Below are 16,199 nucleotides of genomic sequence, written 5' to 3' on the forward strand. Positions count from 1 at the left end.
CAGCTGCGCCTGCTGTGCCGCCCGCGCGTGCACGTGCGCCTGGCGTTCGCCCAGCGCGGCCTGCTGGCTGCCCAGCGCCGCCTGGCGGCTGGCCAGTTCGGCCTGCTGGCTGGCCAAGCGGTTCATGTCGCGGGTGCGGCTGGACTGTGCGGCCTGGCTGCGGGCTTCCTGCATCGCGCGACGTGCCTCGGCGGCCGCCTCACGGGCGGCTTCACGCGCAACTGCGGCGTCGCTGGTCGCCCCGCGTGCCGCCTTCGCGGCTTCGGCGGCGGCTTCGCGATTGATGTCGTGCGCGCTCATCGCACTGCGCGCAGCCTCGACCGCCACCAACGCGATACGGCGCGCCTCCTCACCCTGCAGCCGGCCCATCTCGCCCATCTGCTTGCCGAGTGCGCTCTGCTGGCGACCAAGCGCGCTCTGCTGGCGGCCCAGTGCGCTCTGCTGCTGCCCCAGGTCGGACGCACCCGCGTAGGCACGCTGCAACGACTGGATCAGCATCGGGTCACGCACGATGTAGCGCTCACTGCCCTGGCGGAACCACAGCGCCGGTCCTTTGCCGAGCTGCTTGCGGGCCAGCGTCACGTCGTCGATGCCGCCGTTGGCGAAGGTTGAATCACCATCGACCAGCACGAACGCCTGCGGCGGCGACGTGCCCAGATCCAGCCGCCCGTAGGTGGTGATGGAGGAACTGCGCGAGGTGCTGCGGCCGCCGTCAATGCCGGGGTCGACGTCGACATCCACGTCGACTGCCACATCCGCATCGTCCGGGCCGGACAGCTCCTCGACGTCGGCGGGCTCGGCGGGCGGCGCAGGGGCCACCGGCACCGCCGGCGCGCGCGCCGACATCGGCGGTGCAGGCGGAACCTTCGGCGCCGGCGGCGTGGGCACCACGGCCTTCGGCGCAGCCGGCGACGCGGACGGTGCAGGCGGCACCGGCGCTGCGACCAGCCGCATCGGCGCCACGCCCACCACCACCACGATGGCCGTCAGGGCCACCGCCAACAGGCGCGGGCAGGACCGGCGCGACTGCAGCGAGAGCAGGCGACGCTTGAGGCTGGTGGCGCTCGGTGCGGCACTGGCCACACCCAGGTGCGGCTGCGGGGCCACGCCCAGCTGCAGCAGCAGGCGGCCATAAGCCTGGCGGCTCGCGCCGTGCTGGCCGACCACGGCCGCATCCACCGCTTCCTCGCGGGCCTGTGCGTATTCGCGCACCGACAGGCGCAGCAGCGGGTGGAAGAAGAACAGGTGCTGCGCCAACGCGGGCAGCAGGCCCCACTGCAGGTCACGCCGCTGCAGGTGCTGCAGTTCGTGGGTCAATGCCAGGTCCAGCGCGTCACCCTGCAGGGCGTTGTCGCCGGCCGGCAGCAGCAGCACCGGGCGGAACGGCCCGACCAGCTGCGGCGAGTCCACCTGCGTGCTCATCCACAGCCGCGGCGCAGGACGCACGCCGTGCGCATCGGAGGCCAGCTGCAGAGCCTGCACCAGCGCCTCGTCCTCACAGGGATAGGCCGCTGCCAGCAGTGCGCGGCAGCGACGCCACTCACCGAAGGTGCGCAACGCCATCAGCAGCACGCCGGACAGCCACAGCGCAGCCAGTGCGACCGCCCACCACGCAACCGCCGGCACGTCCGCCGCAGGCATCGGCATCGCGGCCAGCAGCTGCGCCGAGGCTTCCGGCGCCAGTGGGTACACCAGATCAGCGGCAACGTCAGTGGCGGTCATCGCCACCGCCTGCGGTGCCGGCAGCCAGGCCAACTGCAACGGCTGGCTCCAGAACAGGCCGAGCACGGCCTGCAGCGAGACCAGCCACCACAGGCGGCAGCGGGTGGCCGCCGACAGCGACGGCAGCGCGCGGCACAGGCCATACACCAGGGCCACCAGCAGCACGGTCTGCAGGCTGGTCCAGCCCAGCCGTTCCAGCATCGGGATCAGCATCGTGGTGTCCATGGCTCAGCCCTCGTGGCGACGCGATTGGAGTTGGGCAACCAGCGCTTCCAGCTCGGCCAGCTCGTTGTCGCTGACCTGCTGGCGCTGCGACAGGTAGGCCACGAACGGCGAGACCGACCCCTGCAGGGTGTTGTCGACGAACTGGGCCACGGCACCCTGCAGCACGCTCTGCGGGCCCCGGGTGGCCTGGTAGCGGTAGACGCCGTCCTGCTGCCGGCGCTGAAGATAGCCCTTCGCCCGCAGCCGTTCCATCATCGTCAGCACGGTGGAACGGGCCAGGCCACGGGCCTCGCCGTAGCCGCTGGCGACCTCGCCCACGCTGGCCGGCGCATGTTCATCGATGTACTGCAGCAGGGCCAGTTCCTGGTCCCCTATGGACTTGCCACGCATGACACCACTCCCTTGACTACACGTGTCGTCACTGTCAACTTGACGACAACTGTAGTCAACCCCCCGGAAGTCATGGGCCGACGAACGGTAGCGACGCGACGCTGATGCAAGCTAAATCCAGCATCAAGGGATAACGGGATCCAAAGCCACGTGCTCAGTGGCTCTCCGGTACCTGTCCGGATGATTGCGCAGCCTTCAGCCTCAGATTGCTCGCTCGCACTCGGGTCGCCAGCACGACGTCGGCGTTTTCAACCACCATCACCCGATCTGCCCGCTCTATTGTCTCGGGGCGATGGGCGACAATGATCCGCGTCAGACGAAGTCTATCGACAGCATCATTTACCAGACGCTCATTGGCGACATCAAGATGGCTTGTCGCTTCGTCCAGAAACAGAACGCTGGGCTCACGGTAAAGCGCCCTGGCAAGAATAAGCCGCTGCTTCTGCCCGCCGGACAATGTGCTTCCCATGTCGCCTATCAGGCTGTGATAGCCCATGGGCATGCCCATTATATCGTCATGGATCGCCGCCAGCCGCGCCGCGTGCTCCACACGCTCCTGTTCGGCAGCTCCCTGAAAGAAGGATATGTTCTCTGCAATGCTGCCGGCGAAAAGCTGGTCATCCTGCATTACCGCGCCGATGGCTTCACGCAGGCGCCGAGCGCCAGCGCCGCGCAGCGTCTGTCCACCAATGCGGATACTTCCCTCCGTAGGCTCAAGAAGACCGAGCATGAGCTTCATGAGCGTTGTCTTGCCGCATCCTGATCCACCGATGAGCGCCAACGATTCCCCTGGCTTCACAACAAAACTGCAGTTGCGGAATATCCAGGGCTCACCGTTGCCATAGCGGAAGGAAAGATTCTCAACCTCCACGCCCATCTCACCGGGCAAGGCCGGGGCGATTCCCTCTCCGCAATCCTCGGGCTCGGACAGTACGATGTCCGATAGACGTTCACCATGCAGGCGCAGCATCCGGAACTCAACCCACTTGTCGACGAGATTGCCGACACGCTGCGAAAACTGCTCCCGGTATGCGAGGTAAGCGATCAGCATGCCGACGGTGAACACATTTGACATCGCAAGCAACGCACCGATCCAGATCACGGCGATCCGCTCAATGCCGAACACCAGCTGGTTGATGCTCGTAAAGCCCAGGCCCATCTGGGCCAACCTCAACTCTTCGTTGACGGTGTCAACCATCAGATTCTCGTGGGCAGCACGCCGCTGCGGCTCCTGACCCGCTACCTTCAGGCTCTGTATACCGCGGAGTGACTCGAGCAGATGCGTCTGCTGCCGGGCACCGACCATCAGCTGCTGCTCGGTCCGATTACGGAACTCACGGTAGGACAGAGATCGGGCACCCGCATAGACGGCCACGGCACACAGCGTCACCATCGCCAGTTCCCATGAGTAGATGAGCATCAGCGCGAAGGTCATGATCGCCATGAGACCGTCAATGATGCCCTCCACGAAACTGGTGGTGATGACCGTCCTGATCTCACGGATGGAGCCAAGGCGTGAGGTGATGTCACCAAGGTGACGTTTCTCGAAGAATGCCAACGGCAGACGCATCAGGTGGGCGAAAATATTGTTCGTCCACTGCAATCCGAAATGCGTGGAAAGATAGACCACAGACCAGCCACGCAGCAGGTTGATTGCAACCTGCAGAAGCAGGGCGATGCCAAATCCAATCCCGAGGACGTTGAGCATGTCACGATCCGCCGAGACAAGTGCCTGATCCACCACCCATTGCAGCAGGAATGGCGCCAGCACGACGAAAACCTGCAACGCCAGCGACAGAATCAGAACCTGGGCCAACGAGCGCCACATGCCGCGCACCGCGCCAGTCAATTGCTGCAGGCTGATCGCCGGTGCGCGCTTCACGGGCTTGAGCTCGGCCGTCGGTGTCAGCTCCAGCACAACTCCGGTAAAGTGCTCCGATGCCTCGCGGTAGCTGAGTTTCCGCTCACCGACGGCGGGATCACAAATGACGATCCCTGATGCACGCACCGTTTTCAGAACCACGAAATGGTTCATGTCCCAGTGCAGTATGCACGGAGTCGTCAGCTTCCCCAGTTCTTCGAGTTCGACTCGAATCGCGCGCGCCGAAAAGCCAATCTGCTGGGAGATCTGAACCAGCCGATCCAGACGCAGCCCTTTCAGCGAAAGATTAAACCGCTGGCGCAGCACGGCCAGCCCACCGTGCTGGCCATGGTGGTCAGCCACCATCGCCAATGCGGCCAACCCGCATTCGGCGCTTTCAGACTGCAGGATGACCTTCATGTGCGCAGCCGCTTGGATTGCCGGGAAAGGGGCATGACGGACGACACGATCACGTCAGCTGTCACTGTCGCGGTGCCCAGGGCGCTCAGGCTCCATCGGCGCATCTCCGGAAATCCGGAAGAGCGTCAGTCGTCCCTTGGTCACACCAGCATCGCCGCGCGCCTCGATGTCCGAGAACGAGACCAGGACAGACCCATCCGGCATTCGATGCGCGGAAGGAGCGAATGGATTGTAGGCAAGCCGTTCCGTCAGGAGCTGCTCGGGACCTGCCCTGCCCTGCACATCCACTGCGCGCCTGTACAGATCGAAACTGACGGGAAACCGCGCTGTGGCGCCCTTGTAGGAAGGGTAGACATAGTAGATGTCCACGCCGCCGTCCTGTCGAGGCAGCGCGAACCCGTCGTGGACATCCGGCTTGTTCGGAGACTTTGCTGGCGAAAGCTCCACAGGGCCGGACCAGGTTCTGCAGTCGGGGCTGACGCTGTACAGCGTTGTCATGTAGCCACCTTCGGGCGCCTTCTGATAACTCATGAAGCAGCCATGCTGGCCCAGCGGCACCACGCGCGGATACGCCACGGGTGTCGATGCCGCCCCCTGAAACTCCGATGGTGATCGGGCATTGCGCATCGACATCCAGCGAGGACCGGTTCCCATTCCACGGAATGTCAGATAGAGATCGCCTTCTGCCTGCACCCATCGAGGTGCCTGGACCAGCTGGGTCAGTCCCGGGACATCCGGCAGCCGCTGTGGCGCCCCAAACCCCTGCGGCGTGGCCCGCGCGCGCCAAAGCGTGATATTGCTGAAATCAGCGTCACTGCCTGCAAAGTAGAGCCACGCATCGTTATCGATGTGAACGAGCACCGGAGCATCCTCCAGCACTGAACCAAACGACAGCGGCTCAGGCTGGTCCATGAGGCGACCATCAGAGGACCGGATCTGCATCAGCCGTGATGAGTCCATGTCGCCGCGGAGATACTGCGCATACACCACTTTGAATCCGCCGGCGGGCGCACTCAGTACCGCGATCTGCCGATCCACGCCGTTAGACACTGGAGACCGCCAGGTGCCCGCGGGGCCGACAGGCAGTTCCGTGGCCTTCGGGAGCACCATTGGCTTCGATGACACTGGATGTTGCGCAACCGGAGGCAGGCTTGGAGCAGCATCGGCCAAGGCGGGGGCGACGGCTGCATGGAACAGAAAGAAGACCGCGATCAGGCATCTAATTGGCATCTGAACACCAGATATTGCAGGCATACTTGCTCCCGCGGGTCACCGGTTGGCCCGCATGCAGCGCACCCGGATTGACGCTTCGCTGTTGTCGGCCACGGTTACGGAACATGAGCAGGGCGCCACGAAGAGGGCGCACACTCAGGTCGAAGGCAGGAAAGAGGGTTTCCCCGCCTTCGAACCCATCGTTGAGGTACGCAAGAAGTGTCCATGCGCGCGTGGACTGATCTGGCAGTCCTGCATCCAGGGGAACATCATAGTGTGGGGCGAACTTCTGTCCCATCTCATACCTGACGCACTGGATCGGCTCGAACAACGTGCTCGCACAGCCAAGCAGCTCCGCCGCGCGATCGGTGATGCGGGCACACAGGTCCCCCGAGCAGGCCGCCGATTCACTTGTGCGGCCGCTGGACATGACCTCACTCTGCAAGCTGCCATCCGCACTGACCATGCTCTTGCGGAACGCAGGTGACGCGCTGGCCATGAGTTCCTCGCATTCGTCCACCGTCATGAAATCCTGGATGAGTTGAATCTCAAGATCTGAAAGCAGCGCTGCGTCCCTACCTACGCGGCAAGGCCCACGGACAGCAGCCTCAAGGGTGAGAGCTACGCCTGTCCAGCGCTTGGAAAACGAACTCAGGCCTTCCAACTGCCATCCCAGGCGGCCGCTGTAGTAGACGATCGCATGATCGTCGATGCGGCTCACTACGACGAACTCCTGGCGCGTACCGGACCGCACTTGGGCCAGGGCGGGAAATCGCAGTTGTGCCAATCCGCCGAGGTCGGTGCGAACCGCGACACTGACGATGCCCAGATCACCAAGGATGCCTGCAGCTCGCTGCAGGGAGAAAGTTTCCGTGTACCTGCGGGGTGCGCCCAGCAGCGCGACGTCAGAAGACTGCACTGAGCACCCCGCGAGCCGAGCGGCAACGTCGATGATTGCCAGGTGCGGGCAATGGCCCTTCAGGATGGAATGCTCCAGCTGCATTGCGCTTCAGCTCCGTTCTCCGGAAAAGCGAGGCCGCGACGCCCACCTTGACGGCCAGGCATCGCAGCACTCGCCGTATTCAGTTACTCAAGGACCGGATGCGTGGTTCCGTTGTCACTGGCCGGCGTCGTCTTCACCGGCGGGAGCGTCGGAATTCCATCGCCATCGCCGCCGCCTACCTGCTCCATTTCTTCCTGGGAAAGAATGTGACCAAGCACGCGCGACTCCAGGTCCTTCTTGATATCTTCGTTCTTCATGCCATTTTCTCCTCGATTTTCGACAACAGGAGTGTTGTCGGTGGATCACGCCAGGCGCCTGACGCAATGGGTTGACGTCCCACCTGCCGGGGTCAGGACGTAATCACTGAAGTGCTCTCGATGAATTCCGAATAGGAGATCCGGCGATGCGCATGTCCCATGTCGTATCGCCACTGCAGCGACGGTGCACGGATGAACTCACAGAACATGTCCAGCATCGGCAATCCAGGGCACCACTGTTCGACGAAAAGGAACTGTCCGGCCTGATTGATCTCAAGGAAGATCCAGCGCCCATCGTCCGTAACGAGAAAATCGAACCCCGCCGCCACGAGGCCGAGCGCTTCCATCAGACGATGGCAGCGTTGCTGCAGGTCGAGCGGGACATCCACCACTTCGCAGGTGTCAATCGTGCCCTGGCTGCGCCGCCAGTCGAGACTGCCATCCGTCGGCTGCTCGATACGGATCGCAGCGCACTGGCGGCCGAAAAACTGCGCCCTGACTTCGAAAGCATATTCCACGCGGGCCTGATAGATGCCTGGGGCGGCGCGCAGCAGTGAATCCGCCGGGAGATCTGCTTCGCTGACCTTGGCGGTGTAGGTCGCGCGTCGAGCAGAATCGGACTTCCAGACATGGCCGCGTAGCGGCTTGTAAATGCACTCCGCGTGTTGGGCAAGGAAACCTCGGACATCCTCAGGTGAGCCGCTTATCAACGTGGCCGGAAGCTGGAAGCCAAGCTCGGCCGCGTGCTTCAGCTGATGGATCTTGTTTTCGGCCCGGACAAGGGCATCCAATGGATTCACTGCCGGGACAAGCTCCAGGGATCGATACAACCCCTCGCGCATCAGTTGCGATTCGCCTCGGGCGAACACCTCATCCTCTGGTTGAACGCCAGCGTTCTGCAGCGCCTCAAACGGGCGGCGATGCCACACTGCCGACAGCTGATCAAGGGCTACGGTTTCTCCGTCGATCGCGAGCGTGGCACCACTTTGCGCAGCCCCTACGCGGATGCTGAAGGCCGTTGTCTGGCAGAACCTGTCGCTCGCCAGATGAAACACGGTCGTTCCTTTGCGCCGCAAGCCCCAAACGACGGCCTTGGCGTGTGTATCGTGCGTTCCAGCATTGATGAGAACAGTCATGCTACTGATCGCCTCGTCGGTCCGAGAAATTTCCGTCCATCGAACCGGTTCGCTGCATGCGGCCCGTCTGCATCGACGTAATGCAGGAAGAGCTGGAGCCAGGTTCCCACTGGCAGGCATTCGCGCCAGTGGGGCAGCTCACGTCCGGAGAACAGGAGCCCATCACCTGGAGCCAGGTCGAACGCCTGCACACCCTCCTGGGTCTCAATCATGATCGGCCAGGGCGCCCGTGTACCTTCGCTGCCAACGGTCAAGGTCAGCGTGTATTCGCAGGATGTGCGGTCAGTGTGTCTGCGCAGCCTCGATTCAGGCGTGTAGAAGCGCAGGAACGAGTAAGTGGCATGCAGCCGCTTTCCTACACAGTCTTCCACCTCAGGCAACAGTTTGGCCAGCAGCACCTCGCCCATGGCGTCGGCATATCGCCCCAGCGACGCGGTTTCTGTTTCCAGCTCATAGTACTTCGGCATGCGCGCATAGCTCTTCGCATACTGGAAGTAGAGATCCATCACTTCTGCCGCCACCAGCTGCTCAAGCCGCGCAAAACGGTCAACTGCAAATTTCTGACGGATGGATGAAGCGTTCAATGGAGTTCCTCCGCTGTCGGCCTGCCAGGGGCGGCGGGCGCCTTTCCAGCCGCCGCGTGCCCAGCAAGGAGCGAGCGCAGGCCAACGCTCAGCGGAAGGTCTGGATATGCGCTCACCCATGCGGACAGTCGCTTCAGGAACTGCTCGCCGCATCCCTGCTCGATGAGGTTGGCGGATTCGATCTCAAGCAACGCCGCACAGACATCCACGCCCGCACTGAAGCTTTCGCCGCTTGTTCTGTGGCGAATGATGCCGGTACCCAGCGCTTCGAGGAACGCACCGGGCCGATCACTGACGCAGAACAGATACACCAAATGCTCGGCACGTTCGCCCAGCATCCGACCCACCAGCGGCCGATCACTCCACCCAAGACGCTTGAATCCGAACACGTTCGTTCCGTAGATGCTGTGGAACATGCCAGCGATGCATACCGCCTCGTCGCATCCCCACTCCCGCAGAATGCGGCCCGTTCCTTCCAGATGATCCTTCAGCGTTCGCCCCGAGTGCGGCACCTGGTCAGCGCGCAGGAGTGACAGGTACTCCTGCAGCATCTGCAGGGAGGGCCGCTCCGGCATGTTGGCGACGGGCAAGGTCATTGTGCGAGCTGGGTCTTGAACACGACGGTGATGCGCAGCTCGGGACAGTCCCGGCTGGGTGAACGTGCAACGTGTGGCGTGGCGCCCCGGAACACCACCAGGCGCCCAGGTCGCGGGTAGACAGCATGGGTGATGTCACCCGTCTCCGGCACCACGAAAGCTGTCTCGCCCGACCAGTTGGGATGCCAGATTCCGTGGGCGTAGTAGACGACAGTGAAGTAATTTTCCTTGTCTGCATTGTCTGTATGAACATAGCCCTCCACGCCGTAGGTATGGGCATTGGCGTACACACGAAGGGGTTCATGGCCGGCCAGCACCGTCTGCGACAGGCACTCCCACAGCTCGTGGATCGGTCGTGCAGCTTCGTTTGCAGCAAGTTCGGCCAGGCACCCCTGACGGCTTTCCTTGTCGCCTCCGGCAAAATGCGCATGCCAGAAGCTGAAGCGGTCTTCAGACTTGACCGACTTCCATCCATACGCCCAGATGGGTTTACGGACCAGTCGCAGGATGTCGCGCCGAAGTTCGTCTGGTACCAGGTCATCGACAACATCGACGTCGCCCAGATCCGGTACGCTCCCAAGCCTTTCCCGCTGCTCTAGTTCCATCGCTGCTTCCTCTGCGTGTCCGCCCGTTCGGTTTCAACGGCAGGACGGGTTGAGTGGAGGTGACCTTCTCTAGAAGATCCGTTTGCTTCGTGCGACCAGTGGCGCAAAGATCCATTCGGCCAAGCTGCTGCGCTCGCCAAGGATGTCAGCTTCAAGTGTCATGCCGGGCTTGAGTCGCTCGATGCGACCGTAAGCGTCCATCTCCTGACTGGAGAGTGCGACGGTGACCCTGTACATCGGTTCGCCTTGGATCTTCGAGCCGGGCATCAGCATTTCCAGCTCTGTCCCAGTAAGCGCGCTGCGGCTGACGCGCTGCACTGTTCCCTCATGGTGACCGAATTTCTGATAGGGGTACGCCTGGTAACGCAGCAGTACGCGATCGCCGGGATCAATGAAGCCGATGACACGACTGGGCACCAGCAGGCCAGCTTCCAGACGGCCGTCTTGCGGCAGGATACTCAGCAGAGGTTGGCCCATGGTCACCGACTGGCCCGGCTTCAGCACCTGCGTGACAACCGTTCCATCCACCGGCGCGGTAAGCACCAGCTCACCTCGTGCGAGCAGCTCGACGTGTTCCTGTTCAAGTTGGGCCAATGCGCCCCGCAGACCGGCTCTGGTGGCTTCACGCTTTTGCGGCAGCGAGCGCATGGCCTCCTGCAACTGCGCTATGAGTCGTTGTGTTGTGATTGCCTGGCGCTGCAGGGCCTGCACACTGGCATGCTGTTCAAGCGCCAGTGTCTGCTGCTGCTTGATCTGCAGTTCGCTTACGTAACTGCCTTCGCGCAGTCTCTCCAGCCGCGAGAGTGTCTCTTCGGCCAGTACGACCTGCCTGCTTCTTGTCTGGATTTCCTCCTTGAACTGCGCCAGCTCGCGTTGCGCCGCAGCCACCTGCGCAATGAGACCGTCACTTTGTGCATCGAGCTGGGATTGATCCGCAGCCTGCACATCCTTCAATCCCTGGACCCGCTCGCGGATGCGCTTCTCCAATGCGGCGGAGGTATCACCTTCGCCAACCGTTGCCCTTGGCACGGTGAGCACGGCAACCACCTGACCTGCACGCACATTCTCTCCCTCACTGACCTTGAGAAGAGAGACGACACCGCTTGCGGGTGCCATGACAGTGGACATGCCTTCGACAGGGACAAGCTGTCCCATGGCCCGGGCACGCTTTGTATAACTGCCAAGTGCAATGAAGAGAATGACGGAAACAGCTGAGCAGGCAGCGAAGGCGGTAAACAGCCAAAGCGGAATCGGCTGCACCATGTTGATGCGGCCCAGCCAACGATTTCCCTTCGCCTGCATCACTTCCCTGCGAAAAAGATGTCGTGACATCGGGGCATCCTTTCCCGTTGCGTTGGGCCTTTTTATCGATCATCGAGCGCATCACGTCAACACTTGAGTGAAGGCAATTGTGACATCGATAACCTCGTCACATTTCGCGTGTTCATGAAAATGATCCAATGCATTCACTCCTTCTGTGTGTGAATTTGCGGATTCCGCGTGTCCGCGCGATCACGTTTTCCACATCAAAAGTGCGCATTGCGCTACGAGTATTTCGCAACAGCGCCCTGAACATCTGCAAGAAAGCAGGCGCGCCCGGCCGCCACCTCCAGCCACATGTCTGCCAAGGAATCCCCTCGAAACTTCAATTCGATGCTGCAGATCAACTGGATACTTCAACACTGGAAGCCCAGGATGTTGGCGCAACATTTCAATCAAGGACGACTGGCGTTGGCACTATCGAGCATCGCCTGATAAGGGCCAAGCGCCATCTGCGATCGACGCTTGTCCAGACCGTCAAGATCGGACGTAGGCTGCAGCACGTACACGCCGTTCTGAAGGGTCATCTGCGTGCCGTACAGTTGCGGCTCGCCTTCTGCCAGGGGAAGCCCGGTCAGCCAGCATTGCATACTGGCGTCGCGACATGCCGCGTGACTCCATCAATGGTTTGGCCAGCTCCAACGCACGCCTCTGGAACGCTGGATCCTCATCCGCGTGCTGGACCAGGAGGAAGGCCCTAGAGACACCATCAATGCCCGCCATGTCCCGCGTCGGAAAGCCTACGCCTTCGAATACCTGCTTGATCCTTCGCAGGCCTTCTCGATCGGAGGCAGCGATCTCCTCCTTGAGCAGCTCGACCTTTGCTGAAACGCCCTTGCTGCGGGCAGCGCTCAGCGCTGCCCGCAAGGATTGATCGGGCTGGATCAGCTCACCGAGCAGCGTCCGGATGTCGGGCCAGGTGTACGTCGCCGGTGGCTGTGACAAGGTCACTTCGTAATCGATGCCGCCCGAGGCCAGGTCCTCCTCCAGGCTGGGCAGACCGTAGAAGTCACGGAAGAACAGCAGGGAGCCCAACGAGGCTACTGGCGGATCAACCGTAGCCACATCATCGAGCCGCTGCTGCAGGGTGCCGTACAGTTGGCTGGAATTGTGGGAAGCATGGATGCGATCCGCAAGCCGTGCATAGATTGCAGGACGGATGTCATCGCCGACTTGCTGATCAAGAACGCGAAGCATGTACTTCTGGAACTCGCAATCCAGGCCAGAGCGCCCCAGCAGCTTGCCGGCCGCATCAATCAGGGCTGGCCCCGAGGTGCGATAGGTGGGCCAGCCCTGCTCGACCAGCACCGCCTTGAATGCATCCAGTTCATCGCGAAGCAGCATTCGGCCATCAGAGTTTCTCTGGAGCTCCAGTATCTGGTCGCGTGAGTGCTCCGGGTAAGGGCTTTTTCCATCAAGGCCGATGTCAAAAGTGCTTGCTTCCATGCAGAAGGGTGCGAAAGCCAGCAGTAGCGCAAGGACACTGGCCAAGCGACTGAAGGGTCTGCCGAGGCTGATCATCGTGCAGGGAGTGCGAACTCCGTTGTGATCTTCCATGTGGCGTTTCTGCCCGGTGGGCCGAGTATGCAGCTCCCACGCGCCAACCGCAGCGGTTCATTCCGCGCATCGCCGATCTTTACGCATCTGCTGCAACAGCGCCCTGAACACCTGCAAGCACTCGCGCCCGGTCGGCCACCCCAGCAACATGCAACACCCGAGTGTGCGGCAGCTCCAGCGTAGAGTGCTGGGCAATGGCGCAGAACGCCGACACCTCCGCCAGGGTGTCGCGATCATGCCAGGTGGTCATCACGAAGTCGGCGCACTCGACCTCCGGCGATGCCATGTCCACCGCATCATCCCAACCGCTGCACTCGATGCCCCAGGCCATCATGTAGCGGCAACCGCTGCGCACCAGCCAATCGCTCATCGGCGCCTGCCAGTCCGCCTCCACGGCGGCTTCGACAGCAACAATGGCCCGGCAAGGGGAGCAGGCCCGTTCGGGCGGTGTGGCGCCCGGCGGCAGCCACAGGTATTCAGCGGTGCCCTCCATGCCCACCCCATCCTCTGTTCGCATGCGCCGAGGATAGCTGCCGGCCAGCGGCCGGCACCGCCGCCGCGTCAGCCGCGCGGCCCGCCCATCACCGGCAGGATCACCCCGCTGATATAGCTGGCACAGGCTGGCGAGGCCAGGAAAACGTAGGCCGGCGACAGCTCTTCGGGCTGCGCGGGCCGGCCCATGTCGCTGTCCTTGCCGAACTCAGCGACGTCCTCCGCCTTCTTGTCGGCCGGGTTCAGCGGCGTCCACACCGGGCCCGGCGCCACGCAGTTGACCCGGATGCCACGCGGCAGCAGCTGGCTGGCCAGCGCCTTGGTGAACGCATGGATCGCGCCCTTGGTGGCCGAGTAGTCGATCAGCGCCTTGCTGCCGAAGATTCCCGTTTCCGATCCTGTATTGATGATGCTGGCACCCTCGCCCAGGTGCGGTAGCACCGCGCGCGCCATCTGGATGTAACCGCCGATGTTGGTCTGCAGGGTTTCCTGCAGATGCGCGTCTTCCAGGTCTTCCAGCCGCTCGCAATGCAGCTGGAACGCGGCGTTGTTGACCAGGATGTCGATGCCGCCGAACGCCTTGGCCACCTGCTTGACCGCCTTGTTGCAGAAGCGCGGATCGCGCACGTCACCGGCGATCACCACGCAGCGGCCGCCTTCGCGCTCCACGTGCTGGCGGGTGATGTCCGCGTCCTCGGCCTCGTCCAGGTGCAGTACCGCCACATCGGCGCCTTCGCGGGCGAACAGTACTGCCACCGCACGGCCGATACCAGAATCGCCACCGGTGATGATCGCGCGCATCCCCTGCAGCTTGCCGCTGCCGGCGTAGTCCGGTGCAAGGAAACGCGGCGCCAGCTCCAGTTCGTGTTCATGCCCAGGCTTGGCCAGCTGCTGCGCCGGCATCGCCTCCGGTTGCCGGCGCGCACCGGCCTGGGTCGCGGTCTTCTTCGTTGCTTTTTTTGCCGCGCGCACGTCCTTGGCCTTTTCTTGATCCTGCAGGCGCCGCTGCCGGGCCGCGACGCGCGCTGCGCGTGGATCGCTGGCGGCCGCCTTGCGGGTGGCAGTCTTCACCACGCGCGGGCGATCGGGGGCGGCGACAGTCTTGCTTGCGGTGCTGCCTTTGCGCACCTTGGGCGAGGCTTTGCGGCGGACGGGGGCTTTCTTGGTGGTGGCCATGCAGGTCTCCTCGGGAGGGAAAGGGGCTGCCGGCCAGCGGCCGGCACTACCGGGGGCGGCCCTTGCCGATCCTGCAGTGTCTCCACCCACGCTGTTGGCGGCGGTGAGCGCGCCGTGTCCACGATGTGCACGGCATTCATTCCGCCACCACGTCTGACGTCGCACCCTGCACGCAATCACACAAGGAATGCCTCCATGAAACATGCCATCGCCACCGCCGCCGCCTGCTTTGCCCTTGCCGCCTGCAGCAGCACGCCCATGGCGCAGGTGCAGCCGATCGACGGCGTCATTTCCGGGCAGTGCCACAGCGACATGGTGCGCGGCGCACTCGGCCTGGCCGCTTCGGACGCCACCGTGGCCCGCGCACGCGTGGACAGCGACAGCCTGCACGTGCGGGTGCTGCGCCACGACGGCCCGCGGGTGCCACCGGCGCACGAAGGCGGCGACCGCCTGACCATCGAAAAGGGCCGCACCAACAACATCACCGCGATCTACTGCGGCTGAGCCGGCGCGCCCTGCGCAGCACGCGCAGGGTGGCCTGTTCCCACTGGCGCGGCCCGCGCAGGCCGGCCAGTTTCGCCAGTTCACCGCGCTCCCAGCCGGCAAACACGCACGGGTCGATGTAGGCCTTGCGGCACACCGCAGGCGTGTTGCCCAGCAGCGCTGCCACCTCGCACACCACCGCGCGCTGCGCCTGCGCCAGCGCGCGCTGGCTGGCCGGTTCCGGCAGCTCGGTGGCGGCAAACGCCTGCACCGCCGCCACCGTGCCGCCCCAGGTGCGGAAGTCCTTGGCAGTGAAGTCCTCGCCCATCACCTCGCGCAGGTAGTCGTTCACCGCGCCGGAATCCACCGGCTGCAGCGCACCGTCGTCATCGCGGTACTGGAACAGCGCCTGCCCCGGCAACTGCTGCAGGCGCCGCACCAGCAGCCCCAGCCTGCGGTCGCCCACGGTCACCTCCTGCAGCTGCCCGGACTTGCCGCGGAAGCGCATGCGCACCCGGCCCCCCTGCAGCAGCTCCAGATGGCGGTTGCGCAGTGTGGTCAGACCGAACGAACGGTTCTGCTGCGCATAGGTTTCATTGCCGACCCGCACCAGCGTGTCGGCCAACAGCGCGACCACCATGGCCAGCACTTTTTCCTTCGGGAACCCCGGCCGTTTCAGATCCCGCGACAACCGCCGCCGCAGCGTGGGCAAGGCCTCGCCAAAGGCGATGATGCGGTCGAACTTGCCGGCATCGCGCTCCTTCGCCCAGTCGGGGTGGTAGCGGTACTGCTTGCGCCCGCGTGCATCGCGGCCGGTGGCCTGCAGGTGGCCGTTGGCGTGGGCGCAGATCCACACCGCAGTGTAGGCCGGTGGAATCGCCAGTGCGCGGATGCGTTGCAGGGTGGTGGCATCGCGTATCGCGTGGCCATCAGCATCGCGGTAGCTGAAACCCTTGCCGGCGCGGCGCCGGCTGATGCCCGGCTGAGTGTCGTCGACATAGCGCAGGCCGGCCGCGCGCGCGGCCTGTCGTTCGGGGGTGGAGGGGGTTGGCATGTCTGTAGTGTCGCTGTCGCCATGCCGCGATCCTGTCGATAACACAAGACAAACACGTGAGGGCCGGTTCGCCGCTATGCTCGGGTCTTCACAACCCCTTCCGGAG

16 protein-coding genes are annotated in these 16,199 nt (G+C 63.6%); 1 reads left to right on the plus strand and 15 read right to left on the minus strand.

What is annotated here, in order from left to right:
- From N5D45_RS19155 to N5D45_RS19220, 14 genes are all read right to left on the minus strand, one after another.
- A partial coding sequence (locus tag N5D45_RS19155) for a M56 family metallopeptidase (RefSeq protein WP_279939472.1) occupies window positions 1-1,947 on the minus strand: 1,947 nt, incomplete at its 3' end.
- Between the two features lie 3 nt (window positions 1,948-1,950).
- Window positions 1,951-2,337: a BlaI/MecI/CopY family transcriptional regulator gene (locus tag N5D45_RS19160; protein ID WP_019338681.1), complete on the minus strand. Its 387-nt coding sequence runs from the start codon at window positions 2,335-2,337 to the stop codon at window positions 1,951-1,953.
- Between the two features lie 154 nt (window positions 2,338-2,491).
- The gene (locus N5D45_RS19165) at window positions 2,492-4,618 is read right to left on the minus strand and encodes a peptidase domain-containing ABC transporter (RefSeq protein WP_279939473.1); all 2,127 of its coding nucleotides are present in this window, start codon (window positions 4,616-4,618) and stop codon (window positions 2,492-2,494) included.
- Between the two features lie 54 nt (window positions 4,619-4,672).
- Entirely contained in the window at window positions 4,673-5,656 is a 984-nt protein-coding gene (locus N5D45_RS19170) for a hypothetical protein (protein WP_141401632.1), read from the minus strand.
- Window positions 5,657-5,837: 181 nt separating this feature from the next.
- The gene (locus tag N5D45_RS19175) at window positions 5,838-6,833 is read right to left on the minus strand and encodes a 2OG-Fe(II) oxygenase (protein ID WP_197657393.1); all 996 of its coding nucleotides are present in this window, start codon (window positions 6,831-6,833) and stop codon (window positions 5,838-5,840) included.
- Between the two features lie 83 nt (window positions 6,834-6,916).
- Window positions 6,917-7,090, minus strand: a complete 174-nt coding sequence (locus N5D45_RS19180) for a hypothetical protein (protein WP_154582884.1) — start codon at window positions 7,088-7,090, stop codon at window positions 6,917-6,919.
- A gap of 92 nt (window positions 7,091-7,182) precedes the next feature.
- On the minus strand, window positions 7,183-8,226 hold the full coding sequence (locus N5D45_RS19185; protein ID WP_053448418.1) for an MvdC/MvdD family ATP grasp protein: 1,044 nt from the start codon (window positions 8,224-8,226) through the stop codon (window positions 7,183-7,185).
- The gene (locus tag N5D45_RS19190; protein ID WP_097048131.1) at window positions 8,223-8,810 is read right to left on the minus strand and encodes a hypothetical protein; all 588 of its coding nucleotides are present in this window, start codon (window positions 8,808-8,810) and stop codon (window positions 8,223-8,225) included. The genes N5D45_RS19185 and N5D45_RS19190 overlap by 4 nt, the downstream gene beginning before the upstream one ends.
- Window positions 8,807-9,406, minus strand: a complete 600-nt coding sequence (locus tag N5D45_RS19195) for a DUF6817 domain-containing protein (RefSeq protein ID WP_100447309.1) — start codon at window positions 9,404-9,406, stop codon at window positions 8,807-8,809. Before N5D45_RS19195 ends, N5D45_RS19190 begins: the two co-directional genes overlap by 4 nt.
- Window positions 9,403-10,011: a 2OG-Fe(II) oxygenase gene (locus tag N5D45_RS19200; RefSeq protein ID WP_141401631.1), complete on the minus strand. Its 609-nt coding sequence runs from the start codon at window positions 10,009-10,011 to the stop codon at window positions 9,403-9,405. The genes N5D45_RS19195 and N5D45_RS19200 overlap by 4 nt, the downstream gene beginning before the upstream one ends.
- 69 nt (window positions 10,012-10,080) lie before the next feature.
- Window positions 10,081-11,343 carry an HlyD family efflux transporter periplasmic adaptor subunit gene (locus N5D45_RS19205; RefSeq protein ID WP_197657392.1) on the minus strand — a complete coding sequence of 421 codons (1,263 nt, stop codon included), beginning with the start codon at window positions 11,341-11,343 and terminating at the stop codon, window positions 10,081-10,083.
- Window positions 11,344-11,808: 465 nt separating this feature from the next.
- Window positions 11,809-12,888 carry a DUF6624 domain-containing protein gene (locus N5D45_RS19210; RefSeq protein ID WP_197657391.1) on the minus strand — a complete coding sequence of 360 codons (1,080 nt, stop codon included), beginning with the start codon at window positions 12,886-12,888 and terminating at the stop codon, window positions 11,809-11,811.
- Between the two features lie 79 nt (window positions 12,889-12,967).
- Window positions 12,968-13,381, minus strand: coding sequence for a hypothetical protein (locus tag N5D45_RS19215; protein ID WP_197657390.1), 414 nt, complete (start codon window positions 13,379-13,381; stop codon window positions 12,968-12,970).
- 68 nt (window positions 13,382-13,449) lie between these two features.
- Window positions 13,450-14,556: an SDR family oxidoreductase gene (locus N5D45_RS19220; RefSeq protein WP_053442331.1), complete on the minus strand. Its 1,107-nt coding sequence runs from the start codon at window positions 14,554-14,556 to the stop codon at window positions 13,450-13,452.
- 195 nt (window positions 14,557-14,751) lie between these two features.
- Here N5D45_RS19220 and N5D45_RS19225 point away from each other — a divergent pair, with 195 nt between their 5' ends.
- Window positions 14,752-15,060, plus strand: coding sequence for a hypothetical protein (locus tag N5D45_RS19225; RefSeq protein ID WP_049408932.1), 309 nt, complete (start codon window positions 14,752-14,754; stop codon window positions 15,058-15,060).
- Here N5D45_RS19225 and N5D45_RS19230 read toward each other — a convergent pair.
- Complete coding sequence (locus N5D45_RS19230) at window positions 15,038-16,093, minus strand: DNA topoisomerase IB (protein ID WP_099559746.1); 1,056 nt, start codon at window positions 16,091-16,093, stop codon at window positions 15,038-15,040. The two genes, N5D45_RS19225 and N5D45_RS19230, sit on opposite strands and share 23 nt — an antisense overlap.
- Between the last annotated feature and the right edge of the window lie 106 nt (window positions 16,094-16,199).

It is taken from the genome of Stenotrophomonas sp. GD03819 (genome assembly GCF_029841665.1).
Classification (GTDB): Bacteria; Pseudomonadota; Gammaproteobacteria; order Xanthomonadales; family Xanthomonadaceae; genus Stenotrophomonas; species Stenotrophomonas geniculata.